General features: G+C 36.1%; 18 protein-coding genes. 9 read left to right on the top strand and 9 right to left on the bottom strand.

Annotated elements, in window-relative coordinates:
* Nucleotides 1–31: 31 nt before the first annotated feature.
* The 6 genes from LRP83_RS03215 to LRP83_RS03190 all read right to left on the bottom strand — a co-directional run bounded on the left by LRP83_RS03215 (nucleotide 32) and on the right by LRP83_RS03190 (nucleotide 5,874).
* Entirely contained in the window at nucleotides 32–1,246 is a 1,215-nt protein-coding gene (locus tag LRP83_RS03215; protein ID WP_230495227.1) for an MFS transporter, read from the bottom strand.
* 164 nt (nucleotides 1,247–1,410) lie between these two features.
* A complete protein-coding gene (locus LRP83_RS03210) occupies nucleotides 1,411–1,917 on the bottom strand; it encodes an LURP-one-related family protein (protein WP_230495226.1) in 507 nt (168 codons plus the stop codon).
* Between the two features lie 148 nt (nucleotides 1,918–2,065).
* A complete protein-coding gene (locus tag LRP83_RS03205) occupies nucleotides 2,066–3,187 on the bottom strand; it encodes a DUF1835 domain-containing protein (RefSeq protein WP_230495225.1) in 1,122 nt (373 codons plus the stop codon).
* Between the two features lie 111 nt (nucleotides 3,188–3,298).
* Nucleotides 3,299–4,537 (bottom strand): MFS transporter, encoded by a 1,239-nt coding sequence (locus tag LRP83_RS03200; RefSeq protein ID WP_230495224.1) that lies wholly within the window; start codon nucleotides 4,535–4,537, stop codon nucleotides 3,299–3,301.
* Nucleotides 4,538–4,765: 228 nt separating this feature from the next.
* The gene (locus tag LRP83_RS03195) at nucleotides 4,766–5,197 is read right to left on the bottom strand and encodes a DoxX family protein (protein WP_230495223.1); all 432 of its coding nucleotides are present in this window, start codon (nucleotides 5,195–5,197) and stop codon (nucleotides 4,766–4,768) included.
* A gap of 32 nt (nucleotides 5,198–5,229) precedes the next feature.
* Nucleotides 5,230–5,874: an alpha/beta hydrolase gene (locus LRP83_RS03190; protein ID WP_230495222.1), complete on the bottom strand. Its 645-nt coding sequence runs from the start codon at nucleotides 5,872–5,874 to the stop codon at nucleotides 5,230–5,232.
* Nucleotides 5,875–6,143: 269 nt separating this feature from the next.
* Between LRP83_RS03190 and LRP83_RS03185 the strand changes: the two genes are divergently transcribed.
* Nucleotides 6,144–6,683, top strand: coding sequence for a cupin domain-containing protein (locus LRP83_RS03185; protein ID WP_230495221.1), 540 nt, complete (start codon nucleotides 6,144–6,146; stop codon nucleotides 6,681–6,683).
* A gap of 958 nt (nucleotides 6,684–7,641) precedes the next feature.
* On the opposite strand, the gene LRP83_RS03180 is transcribed toward LRP83_RS03185, so the two are convergent.
* Complete coding sequence (locus tag LRP83_RS03180; RefSeq protein ID WP_230495220.1) at nucleotides 7,642–9,738, bottom strand: transglycosylase domain-containing protein; 2,097 nt, start codon at nucleotides 9,736–9,738, stop codon at nucleotides 7,642–7,644.
* A gap of 91 nt (nucleotides 9,739–9,829) precedes the next feature.
* Complete coding sequence (locus LRP83_RS03175; RefSeq protein WP_230495219.1) at nucleotides 9,830–10,030, bottom strand: hypothetical protein; 201 nt, start codon at nucleotides 10,028–10,030, stop codon at nucleotides 9,830–9,832.
* A 472-nt stretch (nucleotides 10,031–10,502) separates the two neighbouring features.
* Between LRP83_RS03175 and sstT the strand changes: the two genes are divergently transcribed.
* The 4 genes from sstT (at nucleotide 10,503) to LRP83_RS03155 (ending at nucleotide 13,589) form a co-directional block, all read left to right on the top strand.
* A complete protein-coding gene (gene sstT / locus LRP83_RS03170; RefSeq protein WP_230495218.1) occupies nucleotides 10,503–11,735 on the top strand; it encodes a serine/threonine transporter SstT in 1,233 nt (410 codons plus the stop codon).
* Nucleotides 11,736–11,910: 175 nt separating this feature from the next.
* Nucleotides 11,911–12,054 carry a hypothetical protein gene (locus tag LRP83_RS03165; protein ID WP_230495217.1) on the top strand — a complete coding sequence of 48 codons (144 nt, stop codon included), beginning with the start codon at nucleotides 11,911–11,913 and terminating at the stop codon, nucleotides 12,052–12,054.
* A 153-nt stretch (nucleotides 12,055–12,207) separates the two neighbouring features.
* Nucleotides 12,208–12,825, top strand: a complete 618-nt coding sequence (gene plsY, locus LRP83_RS03160) for a glycerol-3-phosphate 1-O-acyltransferase PlsY (RefSeq protein ID WP_230495216.1) — start codon at nucleotides 12,208–12,210, stop codon at nucleotides 12,823–12,825.
* Between the two features lie 200 nt (nucleotides 12,826–13,025).
* Entirely contained in the window at nucleotides 13,026–13,589 is a 564-nt protein-coding gene (locus tag LRP83_RS03155) for a tyrosine-type recombinase/integrase (protein WP_230495215.1), read from the top strand.
* 54 nt (nucleotides 13,590–13,643) lie between these two features.
* Here the strand turns inward: LRP83_RS03155 and LRP83_RS03150 are convergent, their stop codons facing one another.
* On the bottom strand, nucleotides 13,644–14,330 hold the full coding sequence (locus LRP83_RS03150; RefSeq protein WP_230495214.1) for a universal stress protein: 687 nt from the start codon (nucleotides 14,328–14,330) through the stop codon (nucleotides 13,644–13,646).
* 294 nt (nucleotides 14,331–14,624) lie between these two features.
* Between LRP83_RS03150 and LRP83_RS03145 the strand changes: the two genes are divergently transcribed.
* The 4 genes from LRP83_RS03145 to LRP83_RS03130 are packed head-to-tail and all read left to right on the top strand — an operon-like array spanning nucleotide 14,625 to nucleotide 19,268.
* Entirely contained in the window at nucleotides 14,625–17,045 is a 2,421-nt protein-coding gene (locus LRP83_RS03145; protein ID WP_230495213.1) for a Na+/H+ antiporter subunit A, read from the top strand.
* Nucleotides 17,029–17,454, top strand: coding sequence for a Na(+)/H(+) antiporter subunit B (locus tag LRP83_RS03140; RefSeq protein WP_230495212.1), 426 nt, complete (start codon nucleotides 17,029–17,031; stop codon nucleotides 17,452–17,454). Before LRP83_RS03145 ends, LRP83_RS03140 begins: the two co-directional genes overlap by 17 nt.
* 1 nt (nucleotide 17,455) lies before the next feature.
* The gene (locus LRP83_RS03135) at nucleotides 17,456–17,794 is read left to right on the top strand and encodes a Na(+)/H(+) antiporter subunit C (protein WP_230495211.1); all 339 of its coding nucleotides are present in this window, start codon (nucleotides 17,456–17,458) and stop codon (nucleotides 17,792–17,794) included.
* Nucleotides 17,787–19,268, top strand: a complete 1,482-nt coding sequence (locus tag LRP83_RS03130) for a Na+/H+ antiporter subunit D (RefSeq protein WP_230495210.1) — start codon at nucleotides 17,787–17,789, stop codon at nucleotides 19,266–19,268. The genes LRP83_RS03135 and LRP83_RS03130 overlap by 8 nt, the downstream gene beginning before the upstream one ends.
* The last annotated feature ends 22 nt before the right edge of the window (nucleotides 19,269–19,290 follow it).

The following is a 19,290-nucleotide window of genomic DNA, read 5'->3' as shown; positions in this document are numbered from 1 at the left end:
AGAGATGGAAATCCATCTCTTTTTTTACTAACTAACTTGTTTGCGTAATATGTTTTCTCTTTTGCTTTTCTTTCATAAAAAGATACGATTGAATCAGAATTAGGATAAATAAAATCGTACCTAGCACCTGAAAACTCACATGAATCGTAAACAACTGAGCATAGTATCCGAATATTAAACCAATCACAATACTTATAGCATTATGAACAAACGATGAGACTGAACTAATTGTGACTCTTAGCTCATCAGGTGACTCATCTTGTAAAAATCCAGAGTACACAAGAGTTATTGCTTCTAATATTCCAATCGCTACCATGAGAAAAATAACGCCCCACCATTTATAAACGGAACCAAAGATAAATATGGATAAGCTGGGAATCACAAAAAACAGAACAGAAAGAAAGGGGTTCTTGATCATATCCTTCATCCTATTTGCAAATAAACCAGAAAACGCAGAGATGATCGTAATACCTAAACTGACTAATCCAAAGTACTTTACAGCTATCCCTTGTTCTGGATAAATTAACATACTCATTTCATGAAGTTGTCCGTACAATACTGCTCCTACAACTGCACTAACAAATATGACATTTCTTAAGTGATGGTTATTCCAAGTAATAGACAGCCCTTTTTTCAAGTGAGTGTACATTGAAAAAATTTCTATCTTTTTTAAACTAGGTACACTTCTCTTTGGTTCATATAAGTATAGGATCAGTACAATCGAAATAGGGAAACCAATTAGTGACAACCAGTAATTGACCTCATATCCAAAATAATCTGCAATAATTCCTCCAACAATGGCGGCTAACCCTGAAACAGAGTATTTGATAAATTTTAATCGACCACTTATTTTGACATAGCAAGCTTCTTTATTTTGCTCTTTTAATGTTTCATAAAGAATAGCTTCGAGTGTTCCTGACTTTAACGAACCACCGACGGCGGCTGTAAAATAGGCTAAACTAAACATTGGGAAACTATAAGAAAAAATACTAACAAAGAACTCAAAAAAACAGAAAGCTAATCCCAACGCTAATGTGTATTTCTTTTTCCAAACATCAGCTAGTACACCCGACGGAATTTCAAAAATAATACTAAATACGGAATACAAAATTAGAAGATACTGCATATCAAGTACAGTAAGTCCACGCGATTCCCCAAATACTCTTTCAATGACATACGCAAAAATGAATGACTGTAAGATTGTAATACTATAAATCAAAACGATATTATGTTTAGATTTTTCCATGCCGATCCTCCCTTTAATGACTGTGATTTGTTAGAGTAATCAAGTCAAATCTGGAGGTGGCCTTGATAGTACTACTCAATATCAACAGCTACCTTTATTAAAGACCATTTCAAAGCTCCCCTTCCCTATTTATTTACAACTAATGATAATCTCAATTTTATTAATTATGTGGTCGCCGAGGAATTGGAATTATTTCGTCGTTGGATGGCATTAACGCCCATTACGACGGCAATTAATTCCTCTGTAGAGAGTTGTTTAGAATGATTGGTTAACTGAAAAGCAGGTGATGCAAAGAATCCGCTAATTTTTTCAAATTTAGCCACGATAGATGTGTCATTCTCATAAATATCGTACTGTTTAGAGAAGGCTTCCGATTTAATGAAATAGGTTCCTCGCTCATTAGCCTCGTACTCATATTTCTTAGAAAAGAATGACAATTTCTGTTTTAATGCCCCTATTTCTTGTTCCTGCCCGTCGTAAATTCTCCATTTCACTCCGAAAAAAGGAAACTTCCCGCTAACTTTTACGCTGCCATTTAAGTCTACTATTTCTACACCAGCAGAGAACATGCTCTTCAAATCTAGCTCTCCGACTTTTTCCTTTGCCTCATTATAAATCTCTGTCCTACCTGCCGAGAAGAAATTATCTTTAAAATAGACAACTTTATCCACCAACCTCACTCCTTTACGCCAACTACTAAACGACAATATATCCCTAATACGTATTGGCCATGAGAAAGGTTTCAATAGTTTCCTGATTACGGAAATGAGGCACAAGAACCGACCCTATTCTTTCTACCTAAAAATAAAATCCTCTAATCTATCCTCGAATACTGTTTTTACGAAGTCTAACACTATAATGCCTCATTGATTTAGGTATTCCTTTTAATTCAAATACCCCATTATAGATTAAAGTCCTAATTCGGTATTCTAAAAAATAACTGTCATATTCATCCCCATATGTTAGGATTTCACTAATTAATGATCCAGCCTTGATAAAATCTTTGACTTCTTGGTTTGCGTGCAGCCTTTCAATCGTCCAGATGATCTGCGGATCAAAGTGATCTTCAGGTACACCTTTTATTTTACCGTTCTCCCATACTCGCAGTACTTCTGTAGTTTCAGAAAATACTTTCCATTCAGCTTGAAACTGTTTTCGCTCATGATTAGATAGGGGCTTGTTATTCTTGTTTTTTTCAAAAAGAAGCCTTGCATCCTCTGGGTTAAGCTGACCTGTGTGGATAATTGATTGATTCTCAGAAGTTATGTATTTTTCATAGAGTTCAGTGGAATTTAGCAGAAAAACTTCATTGTCTTTATGGCGCAATAAATAGAGAATAAAACGAATACCCGTTTGTTCACTGGCATTATTCCCACACCAAATATAAATAGGAACTTCAGTAGGCACATCCTCTATTTCTAGAAGAGCATTTTGAAATTTAGTTTGATATTCATGGTCTTCCTGTTCGTAGTTAATATTTTCGTATAGCCATTCATTTCGGAAACCTTGGCCAATCTTTTCTTCTAGCTTCCACAATGGCCCGATTCCAAAAAAGTCAGGGAACCCGATAACCTTTTTTGGTCTTTCTAATCCTACTTTTAAGGAACCCGCTGCAAATTCAGGTGAAACAATATGTATCGGAATTTTAGTTTCTTTAACGCTATCATCTTGGCGGTTATGTTGAATTTGCTTATTAATTTCTTCTACCATCATGGCAACTCCATCTTGGTTGATGAAATAGCTTTTACCTTCAACTGATTTGTTTTCTTTATGGTCAAAAGTATCAAATGATTCTCCGGGATTTAATTCAAATGTTCCCCACCTTAAATTTTGTAGATCTTGTACATTCGTATAGTTACGCGTTTTAATTTCAAATACAAATACGATATTTGGGTCCACAAAAAAATAGATGAATGGAAAAATGACTTTCGTTTTTATCATGATCACTCCTGTCCACTAAATATTACCACATTTTAGACGCTTAACTATTTGAAACGAAAAAAGGCGCACTCTAATGTCATTGAGTACGCCTTTATTACATTTTCTCAAATCCTATGAAAGCACCTTTTCTTCTGACCTTCCTGCTGCCAGTAAAACTCTGTCGCGACCTAGGAAGATGGATAGGATTAAAATGAATACCCCTGTTCCTACAAGAAGCCATTCAATTTTTACGATATCTGCGATAGGGCCGAAAATAAGCATCCCAATTGGCATCATAGAAGTAGAAATCATCCCAAAGACACCAAAAATTCTCCCTAGATAGTTTTCATCTACTTTTTCTTGTATTAACACAGTGGTTGGTGTATTAAAAATTGGCATGGCTACGCCAAATACGGCCATGAAAATTAAATAAATCCAAAAGTTCGGAGTTACACCGAGCGCAAACGTACAAGCTCCCATCAACAAACTCGCAATTGTCATCGTGTAAACCTTATTTTTGAAACCACCCCAAGAAGCGATTATTCCTCCGCCAGCCATCATCCCAATGGAAAAGGCAATTTCGATAGCGGTTAAGCGCCAAACTTCATCACCAAAAGTTCTTGTTACTTGAAGAGGTGTTAAAAAGGCAGCAGGTGCCATCAACACGAAGAAAATTGCAAAAAACAAAAAGAATTTCTTTAAGAAAGCATGATTTTTAATATATGTTAAGCCTTGTTGTAAATCATTAAAATAACTTGTCGTTTGTTTTTCAGATGCCTTTTCATGAGTAGGAATTTTGAAAAAGCTTAGTAACACAAAGATGGCAATCGCTGCCGTTATGACATCGATGAAAAAAATGATTTCGATTGAAGTCATAGCCAATAGAGCCGCACTGACCATCGGAGCGACGAACATAATAATCGCTTGAATACTACCATTTATTCCGTTAACCTTAGTCAACCCTTCTTTAGGCACGATTTGAGGTAAAATCGCCCCTACTGCTGGAGTTTGTATTCCTGTCCCAATCGCCCGAATCGCTGCCATGACAAAGAGTAACCAAATCGATTCATACCCCATTAAAAATAATATGGCAAGAACTAATGTCGCAATGGCTATTAGAGCATCAGCCAAAATAATCAATATCTTTCGGTTATAGCGATCCGCCCATACCCCAGCTATCGGGGATAAAAAGAAGGTTGGGATGAAACCACAAATGATAAATAGTGTCATCATGACCCCGGATTTCGTTGTCAGTGTTATGTGCCACATAATCGCATACTGCACAAGCATAGAGCCAAAGAGCGAAATCGTCTGGCTACTCAAAAAAAGAATAATATTCTTTTTCCAATTGTTCATTGTTTGATTAGTCATTTTCTCACAACCGTTTCTATTTCTTATTTTAATAGTTATTAACAATTAAGGAAAGTTTCTATCCAATTTCTGTAGGTATTTTTCTGATAAAAACAAAAAAAAATCACAGACTATCTGCCTGTGATTTTTTAAAGCAAAGAGAAAGCATTACCTCTATTTAGAAGTAATGCTAAGTAATTGATTATTATCGCTTTTTCACAAAATAGTTTACGAAAAGGGCCATTAAAATTAAGCAGCTTTATTTGCTTTACTTTTATTCGTTGAGTCTTTAAAAAACATTTGGTCCAATGCGAATAGTTTACTTCCATTAATTGCAAGGAATGCTGCGATCGCTAAAAACGCGATATCTAATTCATACCCAGCCATTTGACCATCGCCTAGGAAGCCAAGAGCAAGTTTCGCTTTGAAGATAGCCCCAACCATTAAGAGAGATACTAGTATGGATACATATCTAGTACCTAACCCGATCACTAACGCAATTCCTCCAACCAATTCAAAAGATGCCACTACATAGGCCAATGCACCAGGTAAGCCAATGCTATCAAACCAGCCAACAATATTCTCAATTCCACCTTGGAATTTAGCTAAACCGTGTAAGAAAAAACTAACACCTAAAACTACGCGTAACATTAAAGTACTTGCTTCTAACTTATTTTTCATTTTATTTCCTCCTCATTATCCTTTAAATATGTTTATTTATCTAATGAATCCTGTAGCCAATTCAAGTAGTCTTGTAAATTTTGCATTGAGACTGTGTGACCAACCTGGTACGACTTAAATGTCACGGTTGCACCTAACTCTTTGAAATACTCATTATTTGCTATTCCCCATTCATATGGCAATACTTGATCTATTTCACCGTGGGAAATAAATAATGACATTTGATTTAGGGATTGTATGTTATATTCTTCCTTTACAAATTCAGGAATATATCCGCTTAAAGCGATGATTCCTTTTATGCGGTCACCTAATGTTAAACCGAGGGTCATAGATAAAATCGCACCTTGACTGAAGCCCATTAAGTATAATTTTTTTAAATCTAAAGGGTATTGTTCAGTAGCGTAATCAATAAAACTTGTAAGTTTTATTATCGCTTCGTCAAATATCTCTCGATGTGGTTTTCCATAACCTTGGATGGTAAAGTAAGCAAATCCAGGCGGCTGCACTAGATGGCCACGAATACTAAAAATAAAAAACTGCTTTTCTAAACCTTCTACCAAAGACAACATGTTTTGTTCGTTGCTCCCGATTCCATGCATGACGAAAAGAGCCGGATAGTTTTTTTCTGGATCTATGGTTTTTGGTCGACGCAATTCATAAATCATCTGTGATTCCAAAAGTCATCATCCATCCTTTCTAGAAAATAATTACATATATAGTAATAGCTTGCAGCAACTAATCTATAAGTATTCGTATTTCATTGGGAATAAAATATTCATATAGGAAAACACATACACAAAAATAAAACCCTAAATGATAGGAGTTGTTGTTTTCTAATATGAACATTTGTTATCTATAAGATAACAGCAATAGAAGTGGATTGTCAATATTTTTTTTGCTAAGATAGAATTATGTTTTTTATTAGGAAACTTTTGAGGTGGATAATTTGGATATAGGATCAAAAATTCGTGCCATACGGAATCGAAAAAAAATAACCATTGCTCAAATGTGCGAGGGTACTGGACTTTCTAAAGGATTTATCAGCAATGTCGAAAATAATAACACCTCCCCTTCCATTAGTACCCTACAATTGATATCTAACTTTCTAGGGGTTCCATTGCCTTATTTATTGTTAGAAAAAAAACAACACATGAAAGTGGTTAGAAAGTCTGAAAGGACATACTCCACTTTTAACAATTTAAAAATAGAGCATTTAACCTCCAAAGGTGGATTAAGAATGATGCTTGTCGAATTCCCGCCAGGAGCTTCCATGGGCGAAGCAAATGCCCATGAAGGTGAGGAGTGTCATTTGGTGCTAGAAGGAAAAATTCTTGCGGAGCAAGGTGAGGATTCTCTAATCATTGAAGAAGGAGACTCCTTTAGCTGGAACGCCAGTGTCCCACATTTCGTAAAAAATATCGGCGATGGAAAAGCGGTAGTATTAATATCCAGCTATTCTGATACTGAACTAAATGATATTTTCTAGTTAAAATTACAAAAGGTCTTATCTTTTCCAATGGAAATGATAAGACCTTTTATATATCTATATTCATTTTAGCAATACCTTTTTCTTTCATTTTTTTAGTTTAACTAATTTGTTAACCTTAATTAATACCTCACTTCTTAAGTATTTGTTAAGCTGGACATTAGCACCCCTTTGTGATTTTTTAATTATTTTGTATACCTCACCTCCCAAATAAATTGTTGTTCTAACAAGCACCGCCTCTCTAGATATTGTCTTCCTTTTACTATTAATCACCTACTTTAATGTAGAATCTGCTTACATAATCAATAATATATTCTTCACTCCTTTCGATGGTATTGGTTATAGACAGATTTGCCACCACCTCCATAATAGTTTCTCTATCTACCACTTACTAAGTGTAAGTTCGCCTCGCATTAGAACATTGGATGGAATCCTCCTTTGTTAAATTTCTATGTTGTTTGTTTTGCTTAGTCTTATATTAACTCCTTTATCAGTATTTTCTAAATATTCAGTTTTTTGTGTTTTTCGACATTTTTCTATTTGTTTTTACATCAAATCTACGTATTTCTCCGAATTACTCACTTTTTCACTGTTTTTATAAATGAAATTTTTATTATACAATAGTAGTTGGGGGAAAAAATCGTAAACCTTACGAAGTAGACCGTTAAACTATCTCGTTTTCGCATATCTGCCAAAGTAGCAATCTCGGGTTACGCCCGCATAACTCGGGTTACGCCCGCATAACTCGGGTTACGCCCGCATAACTCAGTTTACGCCCGCATAACTCAGTTTACGCCCGCATAACTCAGTTTACGCCCGCATAACTCAGTTTACGCCCGCATAACTGGATTTACGTCCCGATACTTGAATTTATGCCTACAAAAATAAAAAACGGTTCGATTGCTGCTTGCCAGTAATCGAACCGTTTTTTATTTACAAAGATTCTGGAACTAACCCCTTAATGTTTCTTCTTATCCTTATTCTTTTTCCCTTTACCCTTATTTCCCTTACTTTTCTTCTCTTTACCTGGAGGTTTAACTGCTTTCGGTTTTGGAGGAACGTCAGAAGAGCCTTTAATATAAAGATCATCTCCAACACTGTACACAGAACTTGGCTGTTGGAATCTAGCTTTATCTGTACTAAAGGTCATCATCATTTTTTTAAACATAATTTGTGAGATTTTTGTCGTGTCCCCAACCATATAGTTTCCAGATTCATTTTTCGCATATCCAGTCCAAACCGACATTGTGTATTGTGGCGTATAACCAACAAACCAGCTGTCATTAGTGCTTTTCTCTGGATATCCGTAACGTACTCGGGTTTTCTGATCAAAATTGGTCGTTCCTGATTTTCCTGCCACATCGAACCCTGGAATATTAGCCATTTTTCCTGTCCCAACATTAACAACATCCCGCAACATGTCCGTAATCATATAGGCCGTGTAATCTTGCATGACACGTTTCGGCTTTGGTGTAAAATTAGCCACTTTACCATCTGGGAAAACTACTTTTTGAACAAAATGAGGTTGGTTGTATACTCCGTTATTGGCAAAGGCGCTGAAAGCTCCTGCCATTTCAATAGGATTAACGGTGTTACTTCCAATCGCATACGATTCGTAAATCTGGTCATTTTCAAACGTTATTCCAAGATTTTCAGCAAAGATTTTTGCCTTTTCCATCTCCACTTCCCTAAGTGTAATAAGGGCAGGAATATTATAGGATTGTTGGAGTGCCTTTCGGATGGATAGCATTCCATGGTAACGATGATCCCAGTTAGATAAAGGTTGACCTGTTGAATAGTTGGTAGCCTGGTCATTTAACTGATGATAGGTAGACCATTTCAAATATTCGATGGCTGGACCATAATCTAAAATCGGTTTAAACGCGGATCCAGGCTGACGTTTGAGATCAGTAGCAAAATTGTAGCCTCGGAAAGTGGCTTTATTCTCGTTTCTCCCGCTTCCAATCGCCCGAATCTCACCCGTTTTTGTATCTAAAAAGGCGAATGCCCCTTGAAATCTAGCATTCGGATAGGTAATCAATTCATTGGTGTTCATCATCTTATCGGCATAAGCCTGTGCTTTCGGGTCAATCGTCGTATAGATGGATAATCCCTCAGTTGTAATATCAACACCCTTAAGCTTTCCTTCCACTTCTTCAACGACCGCATCCAAAAAAGCTTCATATGGCATACCTTGTGTTTTTTGAGAAATAATCCCTTCGGTTACGGGAACCTTCATTGCATCCTGTTTTTGTTGCCCCGTAATATATCCCCTATTATGCATAAAAGACAAAACCAGATTTCGCCTTGTAGTAGCAGCTTTTACGTTTTCGGGTTTAGTCGGATCATAATTATTCGGGCTTTGTGTTAGACCAGCAATCATCGCAGCCTGTGGAAGGGTTAATTTTTCTAAATGATTGGAGTCAATCCCGTAATAATTCTTCGCGGCAGCTGCAATTCCGTATGAACGATTTCCAAGGAAAATCTTGTTCAAATACATCATCAATATTTCTTGCTTAGAGTACTCTTTCTCTAATTGGTAAGCAAGATACCATTCCTGCACCTTACGTTTAATGGTTTTCTCTGGTGTTAAAAAAGAATTCTTAATTACTTGCTGTGTAATCGTGCTTCCGCCCTGGGAGCCAAAATCACCCGTTACATTTTTATAAATCGCGACTGCCGTCCGTTTAATATCTATTCCCTCGTGCTCAAAAAAATGAGAATCTTCAGTTGCAATAAAGGCATTCTCCAAGTTTTTCGGCACTTGGTCATAGCTGATTTTCGTTCGCTTTTCCTTGCCATATTCATAAAGGAATTTTCCATCTTTATCATAAAATTTAGTTGAAAGTGGATCGACCAGTTTCGAAGCATCTATTGGAGGGACATCTTTAATCATGGAGGCAAATGTATAGGCCCCTACACCAATGGACACAACTATAAGCACCATAAAGATAAGGAAAACCTTTCGAATTAAAGAACCTTTTTTAGTTGTATTTTTTCGTTTTGTTTTTTCTGCAAGTTTTCGTTCTTCACGATAGCGATATGCCTCTGACATTGAACTTCACTCCCGTGTTGTAGTTACATGTTGATGTGATAGGAAATTCTTACTATGCTGTAATAAGACTATCCGTTTTGAAACGATTAGTTTATAAAACGCGAATATAACGTACTGAAGAAGAATTAATCCAATAATCTCCTTGATCACTTTTAGCCATAAAAGAATTATGGTTTAGGATTTTATCCATTACCTCTTGGATAACCTCTTTTCTCTTAACTTCTTTTTCTTTCAAAATGCGTTCTTGCTTAATACCATTTTCTAAAGTGTAGCAAACAATATATTCCTTCAACTTCATTCTCCTTCTCATATACGATTTCAAAAATATATAAGACAGCCATAGCCATTATTTACAGTATAACAACCATATTAATTCGATTTGGGATCGTTGAATCTGGGGGTAGATGAGGTAAAAAAAAGAAAAACGGCTTTACAATTAAGGAAAAATACCTACCTTATGTTCCTACAGAAGTGTGTAATTCTTACTATTTTGTATAACATTACAAATTATTTTAATTTACTAATACATGTTAAAAATCAGATTCTAAATTTGCAGATTCCCTGTAGTAAATAGGTTATTCAGAGTTTTTTTTGAGATGTAAGCCCTTTCAATTAACTATTGTAAAATATCTAAATATTCTCTATAATACTATTTATTAATAATAATAGATTAGTTAAAAAAGGGGGAAGCTGACAATGATCAGTCCTGAAAACAAATCTATTAGAGAACTGTTTGATACTATATTCCAAGGGGGAAAGGTTAAATGAAATATCTGTTAAAGAAATGGAATCAAATGAGTATAGTCAAACAAATTTCTATCGGTCTTATTATTGGTATTATTTTAGCTGTAACGATTCCAGAAATGGCTAAACCTGTTGTGATTTTAGGCTCCTTATTTGTCGGTGCTTTAAAAGCAATTGCACCTATTTTAGTACTTTTCTTAGTTATGTCGGCTGTTGCTCAACACAAAAGTGGTCAGCAAACGAATATGAAATCCGTTATTATCCTGTATCTTTTAGGAACGTTTTTAGCTGGATTACTTGCGGTAATTGTCAGTTTTATGTTCCCAGTAAGCTTAACACTAACAAAGGGTGCAGAGGATTTGGCTGCTCCAGGCGGTGTTGTCGAGGTTATCAAATCGTTGCTGTTGAACGTGGTTGATAACCCTGTAAAAGCTATCTTTAATGCGAATTATATCGGTATTTTAGCTTGGGCGATTGTTTTGGGATTAGCTTTAAAAAGTGCCCCAGATTCGACAAAGACGATGATTACTAATTTTTCAGATGCCGTTTCGAAAATCGTTACATGGGTCATTAAGTTTGCGCCATTTGGAATCATGGGCCTTGTTATTGAATCAATTACGACAAATGGACTTGAGTCTTTACTTAGCTATGGAAAATTACTAATCGTTTTAATTGGATGTATGCTCTTTGTAGCTTTAGTTGTCAATCCACTTATTGTTTTTGTATATATTCGCCAAAACCCGTATCCACTAGTATTAAAGTGCATAAAAGAAAGTGGAATTACAGCATTCTTTACTCGTAGTTCGGCTGCTAACATACCTGTAAATATGAAGCTATGCGAAAAACTTGGTTTAGATAAAGATACGTATTCGGTTTCTATTCCTTTAGGTGCAACTGTTAATATGGCTGGTGCTGCTGTTACGATTTCTGTTTTAACACTTGCAGCGGTTCACACGCTCGGGATTGAAGTCGATATCCCTACAGCGATCATCTTGAGCGTCTTAGCAGCTGTTTGTGCATGCGGCGCTTCAGGGGTAGCTGGTGGTTCGTTACTATTGATTCCTCTAGCATGTAGCTTATTCGGAATCCCAGGTGATGTTGCGATGCAAGTAGTTGGAGTAGGCTTTATCATTGGGGTTTTACAAGACTCTTTCGAAACAGCTCTAAATTCATCAACAGACGTCCTTTTCACAGCAACTGCTGAATATAAGCAGAAGCTTAAGGAAGGGAAAAAAATTGGGAAAGTAGCGTAGTGTAAATTAAAAGGAAGCATGTGTTGAATCCAGAGTAGTTCACTTTGGATGGAGAAAATTTATAGGAACAGTTGAAATAGCATACCCAATCATAAAGTGATTGGTGTGCTATTTTTTTGATATCACACTGGTTTATTACAAATCCCCCCTATTTTCATATTCAAATCAAACTCAAATGAGTATATTATCATTTTCTGCTGTTGCTGTCCGAATGATGTTGGCATTCGGACTGGTTTGGGCTTTTCCCTACGGTTCCTGTCCGAATGAGGCTGGCATTCGGACTGCTTTTGGCTCTTCCCCAACAAACCTGTCCGAATAAGGCTACTAGTTAAAGTTGTTTACTATTTTTTCTCCACATAAGTGAACTTCTCGAGACAAATCCCATGCTTCTTTTTATTATGCTTGGTCATTTAAGCAAGTAAAAAATAGTATATTAGTTTTAAAGGATATTTTTATAGAGAGGAGGAAAAAGATGACGATATTTTCATTTTTTATTGCCTATTTACTAGGGTCTATTCCTTTCGCTTTAATTGTAGGAAAAGTGTTTTTCGGGGCAGATATTCGATATTATGGAAGTGGAAATCTAGGGGCATCGAATAGCATTCGAATTTTAGGGAAAAAGGCTGGATTGTTGGTTTTGATTGGAGATGTCTCTAAAGGTGTCATTGCAGCTTCTTTACCTTTATGGTTGAACCTGGACATAGACCCCCTTTATATTGGGTTTGCTGCGGTATTTGGTCATTGTTTTCCTATATTTGCTGGCTTTAGAGGTGGTAAAGCTGTAGCGACAACGGTTGGTGTATTGCTCATTTCAAGTTCCCCTTTGTTAGTAATTGGACTTGCTACCTTTCTAGGTGCGATTGTGATTACAAAATATGTAGCTGTAGGTTCCATTTTGATTGCACCCAACCTCTTTTTATATTCATTGATAACTGGGAATACGGAATATACAATCTTATTTTTGATTTTCATTCCCTTTATGTTGTATTTACATCGATCAAATTTAAGAAATATAAAAAATGGGACGGAACCTAAAATAAATGATAAGAACATAAAAAAAGATAAAATTAAAAATACTAAGAAGAAGTAGAGTACGGCTATTTATAATACCAAGTTAAATACACGCTAACACTTTAACTGGTGTTGGCTTATTTGTTTTGTAGATCGTACCTATTTTTGACAATTCTTAAAAATCAATACAATAGCCTTCAGACCTCGAGTTAAAAATATTTGTAATGTTACTTAACATATGATAAATTTTTATTAAGTAACATTACCGGAGGGAATCCCGTGGAATATGTCGAGCCTATAAAAGACATCGATACGATTAATACTATAAAAACGATATTAAAGAAACAATCTCAGAGAGACTTATTGCTGTTTGTACTCGGAATCAATACTGGTGTTAGAGTTCATGATCTACTATCTTTAAAGGTCAGTGATATATGGGATGGAACAGATATGAAGGAATTTTTATTATTAGATGATGCGCTTACTGGTAAAGCGAAACCCTTCTATTTAAATAGTAGCGTATATATGGAGTTAAAAACCTTCATGTCTCTTTCTAATTTTTCAAGTGAGGATTATTTGTTTAAATCAAAAAAGAATGCTCAGCCAATTACACGTCAGCAGGCCTATCGAATCATCAATCAAGCAGCTAAAGAAGCTGGAATAACCGGGAAAATAGGAACCCATACTTTAAGAAAGACATTTGGTTACCATGCCTATCGAAAGGGGATCGCGATTTCAATTTTGATGGATATTTATCACCATCATTCCCCAGCTGAAACATTAAGATATATCGGAATTGATAAAAATGAACATCAATTGATAAGGGTGGATGTAAATCTGTAAAGAAACAATAAAAATAAAACACCTCCACGAAAACATGGAGGTGCTTAGAACTTATTATTGATCATCATTATCTAGATCAGGATTTATGTCAACGTTTGTTAAGTCTTTAATGATGTCATCTGTTACTTGTACCTGCAGTGTTTCCATATCTTTCATAAACTTAAAAACCCCGTTATTAAAATCGGTTCCGTAGTCCTTGAAGAAAATCCCTTCAAATACAACATCTTTAGTATGTTTAAAAATGATGCGATAGTTTTCCCCATCTTTAACAAGGTAGGCACGTACACCCTTCTCGAATTGTCCTTCTTGATCCTTAAGTGATCGAGAAACCGAGATAATATGAAGATCGACAAATGGAACTTCGCGTAACAAAGAGTTAATAATCGAACCCTTGGCAATTTGCTCCCAACGACTTTGAGCCGTCTGACCAAGAATAATTTGAGTGATTCCTTTTTCCCTAGCAACTTCAGCGATTACTTTTGAGACTGGTCGCTTTTCATCGTCTTTTATAATTAATGCATCGGCGCTATGTTCTTCAGCTAGTTGTTTCCACCGTGTTATATAATGTGATTTTTCTGCATCCAGCTCATCAAACGGTTTTGGATCAATGGTAAGTATATATAATGGACAGTCTAACATATGTGCTATCTTACATCCGCGTTGAATGAGGCGTTCACCATTAGGTCCATAATACACACAGACGAGGATGCTTTCGTCCATACGTCCTTTAATTTTCTTCATATTAGTGTCACCTCGAAATAGATGTTAAGTTCAAAAAAATCAATCTGAATAAACTATGTATGACTATAGCTCATTGCAAACTCTCAGTCAATCAAATTCAATTATCCTACATATCTAGGCTTTCAAATATCTAAAATTCATTCATATTATTTGGCAAACAACGGCATTTAAATCATAGAAAATAAAAAATAAGGAATTCTATTAGTATTAAAATGGGGCTTTTCAACCCCTTATTTAATTTTAAAAAAACCTACAACTGTGTGTAATAGATAATTTTTTAAGGAGAGGATTAGATTGCCCTGGTTAAACATGACGATATTCATTCCATTTCTATTTGCTTTACTAGTACCCTTTATCTATAAGAAGTTCACTCCAAAAATTCATACCGGCTGGTTTGTATTGGTTGTTCCGATTTTGATATTCATTTACTTATTAACGTATATTCCAGCCATATCTAATGGGAAGTTTATTCATTCTTCGTTACCATGGATTCCATCTTATGGTATTAATTTCACCACATACATAGACGGACTTAGTCTCATTTTCGGTCTCCTGATAACAGGGATTGGGACATTAGTTGTATTATATTCTATCTTTTATTTGTCAAAGCACCGCGAGGCTCTGAATAACTTCTATGTTTATCTCTTGTTATTTATGGGTGCAATGCTTGGGCTCGTATTCTCAGATAACGTGTTAGTCTTATATGTATTTTGGGAATTGACGAGTATATCTTCCCTTTTATTAATTGCCTATTGGTACGAACGAGAAAAATCACGTTATGGTGCCCAAAAATCAATGCTTATAACGATTTTTGGCGGATTAGCAATGCTAGCAGGCTTTATTATGCTCTCCATCATAACCGACACCTATAGTATTCGAGAGATGTTTACTAAGGTAGATTCTATCGTATCACATTCCTTATTTCTTCCCGCTATGCTGCTGGTTCTTCTTGGTGCCTTTACAAAATCAGCTCAGTTTCCATTTAGTATTTGGTTACCTGATGCCATGGAGGCACCTACACCGATATCTGCATACTTGCATTCAGCCACAATGGTTAAAGCAGGTATTTACCTAGTAGCCAGAATGACGCCAATATTTGGTGGAACAGCAGAATGGTTTTGGATTGTCTCAGGAATCGGCCTAATTACCCTACTTTATGGGTCAGTAAATGCTGTCAGACAGACCGATTTGAAAGCTTTATTGGCGTATTCAACAATTAGTCAATTGGGATTAATTATGAGTTTACTTGGAATAGGTTCTGCTGCGATGTATTTTGGAATTGGTGATGAATCAGAGGTGTATACAGTTGCTATCCTAGCTGCTATTTTCCATTTAATCAATCATTCTACTTTTAAGGGATGTTTATTCATGGTTGTTGGTATCATTGACCATGAAACAGGAACACGTGATATTAGAAAACTTGGTGGGCTGATGAATCTGATGCCCGTTTCGTTTACTTTAACGATTATTGGAACGTTTGCAATGGCGGGTCTTCCTCCATTTAATGGTTTTTTAAGTAAGGAAATGTTCTTAACGGCTGTACTAAATGTTTCACAAATGTCTGTTTTTAATATGGAGAGCTTGGGATCCCTTTTTCCAATCGTAGCATGGATAGCCAGCATCTTTACCTTTGTCTATAGTATGATCCTTGTTTTTAAGACCTTTAGAGGAAAATATAGGCCAGAAAGATTGGAGAAAAAGGTACACGAGGCTCCGATCGGAATGTTACTTCCGCCAATCGTATTAGCCTCACTCGTTATTGGTATTTTCTTTTTTCCAAATATCCTTTCAAACTATCTATTAAAACCCGCAGTAGCATCGATTTTGCCGAGCTTAGCAATGGGTGGCGAAATTTACGTTAAAAAAATTAGTGCTTGGCATGGATGGAACACAGAATTATATATGACAATAGGAATCGTTGTATTCGGTACATTGCTCTATATTTATTTACGAAAGTGGATTAGAATTTACCTTTTTTATCCTCAATCGATGACATTAAATAATATGTATAATTCGGGAATGGAAAAGAGTGAAGACCTCTTTCAATCCATTACAAATCGTTATATGACTGGGTCTATTCGTGATTATCTTGTTTATATATTCGCCTTTATCATCTTTATTATCGGTGGAGCTTTATGGTTATTAGATGGGATATCCTTTGATCATTCTCAAGATGCTTCAATAAGTGTTTATGAGGGTGGGATTGTCATTTCAATGGTCATTTCTGCTGTTGCTGTTCTTCTGTCTAACTCAAGATTGACTTCTATCGTTGCTGTCGGTGCTTTAGGGTTACTCGTTTCGTTTTTGTTTGTTCTATTTCGGGCACCAGACTTGGCGCTCACTCAATTAGTAGTAGAAACCGTTACAACGGCTTTATTTTTACTTTGCTTCTATCATTTACCTCAATTACGTAAGGAGATCAGTAAAGTACGTTTTAAAGCAACAAATGCGATCATTTCGATTGGGGTCGGTGTAGTTGTCACGATTTTTGCTTTATCCGTAAACGGAACTAAACTTTTTGATTCCATATCAAGCTTTTATGAAAATTCCTATGAATTAGCTGGTGCCCAAAATATCGTTAATGCGATTCTTGTTGATTTTCGTGGAATCGATACGATGTTAGAAATTCTTGTCTTGGCCATTGCGGGGATTGGAGTCTATACATTAATAAAACTACGATTGTCAGGGGGAGATGAAAATGAAGGTACCAAATGATATCATCATCCGTAGTGTAACAAAAGTTGCTGTAGTCATCATATTAACCTTTGCCATAAACCTTTTTATTTCTGGGCATCATCATCCTGGCGGTGGATTTATTGGTGGCCTAGCGTTTTCTTCCGCTCTCATTCTTCTGTTTCTAGCGTTTGATATCGAAACAGTACGCAAAAATATACCCGTAGATTTTAAAGTGGTTGCCGCTTTAGGTGTGTTGATTTCAGTTCTTACGGGTATAGGGGGAATGATATTTAATATGCCGTTTTTAACGCAAGATTTCGATTATTTTGAGCTTCCGATATTTGGTAAAACAGAATTAGCAACGGCTGTCCTATTTGATATTGGGGTTGCACTAGCGGTAATAGGGACCTCACTCACGATTATTTTGAGTATAGGTGATGATCGATAATATGGAAACTTTAATGTCTATTCTAGTTGGTATCTTATTTGCAATTGGAACTTATTTACTATTAACCAAAACCCTTTTAAGAATTATATTGGGAACATCAATTATCGGGCATGGAGTAAACCTCCTCATTATTACAATGGGAGGCCTAAAAACAGGTGGACCGCCGTTTCTTGGAAGAAAGGAAACAAACTTTACGGATTCCTTACCACAAGCATTATTGTTAACTGCTGTTGTAATTAACTTTGCCACAACAGCGCTTTTTCTAGTGCTTAGTTATCGTGCTTATAAGGAAATGGGAACGGATGATACGGAGCAATTGAGAGGTATGGGAGATGAATAATTTAATTATTTTGCCCATCATTATTCCGATAATAGCTGGATTACTGATGGTTATTTTTAAGAAAAGTATTAAATTCCAGAGGATTCTTAGTATTTTTGCAATCGTTTCTACTGGAGCAGTAGCTGTTATTTTGATAAATCAAATTTCGAAGGATGGAATACAAATACTTCATTTAGGTGGCTGGAAAGCACCATTTGGAGTGAGTATGGTCGCGGATATGTTTGCCACAATATTAATCCTTGTAACAAGTATTGTGGCTGTTTGTTGCTTATTATTTGCTTTTCAATCAATTGGGGAAAAGCGAGAAGCCTATTACTTTTATCCACTTTTTTTATTCCTTATTACAGGAGTGAACGGTTCGTTCATGACTGGGGATATTTTTAATTTATTTGTTTGCTTTGAAGTCATGCTAGTCTCCTCCTATGTTCTGATTTCCTTAGGTGGGACAAAAATTCAACTTCGAGCGTCAATCCAATACATACTAATTAATGTTATTTCATCCTTCCTCTTTCTTGTCGCGATTGCCTTTTTGTATGCAATGACAGGAACTTTAAATTTTGCTCATCTCGCCCAACGAGTTGCAGAGGTAGGGCAAGATGGACTTCTGACAACGGTTGCTATTTTATTATTAATTGTGTTTAGTTTAAAAGCTGGTCTGTTTCTGTTCTATTGGTTGCCAGGTTCATACAGTGCACCTCCGACAGCCATCTCGGCTATTTTTGCAGCCCTTTTAACAAAGGTAGGAATCTATGCGATAATCCGTACTTTTTATCTCATATTTTATCATGAGCCGCAAATTACTCATTTATTAATTGGGATTTTGGCCGCTATCACAATGGTTTTGGGAGCAATCGGTGCTGTCGCTTATGGGGATATTAATAGAATTTTAACGTATAACGTCATCGTAGGAGTAGGATTTATTTTAGCAGGAGTTGCTACTTTATCCGTTGAGGGGATAACTGGGTCATTATATTATTTAATACATGACATGATTGTGAAAGCCCTCATTTTCTTATTGGGGGGAACGGTTATTCATCTTACTGGAACGAGTAAATTGAATGAGTTTAGTGGCCTTATCCGGCTACACCCACAATTAGGTTGGATGTTTTTTATCGCGGCATTATCGCTGTCAGGCATTCCACCATTAAGTGGATTTCTTGGTAAAGTATTCATTACAGAAGGAACGTTTGTAACAGGTTACTTTTGGCTAGGTGGAATTGGACTACTAACTAGTCTTATGGTTTTATATTCAATCATGAAAATCTTTATAAATGGTTTTTGGGGATATACAGTGCTGACAGAAGAAACGGAAAAAGGGACAACGAAAGGCTTAATGCTTCCAATTGGTATCCTTACCGCTCTAACGATTGCACTCGGTTTAGGCTCAGAGGGCATTCAAACTTATGTTGATCTTGCTACTCAGACTTTAATGAACCCAGAAATATATATACGCGCCGTTTTAGGTATCAAGTAGACCGCGTGAGGTAAAATGCTAA

This window comes from Pseudoneobacillus rhizosphaerae, from assembly GCF_917563885.1.
Taxonomy (GTDB): domain Bacteria; phylum Bacillota; class Bacilli; order Bacillales; family Cytobacillaceae; genus Pseudoneobacillus; species Pseudoneobacillus rhizosphaerae.
This window is presented reverse-complemented; position numbering and strand designations above follow the sequence as displayed.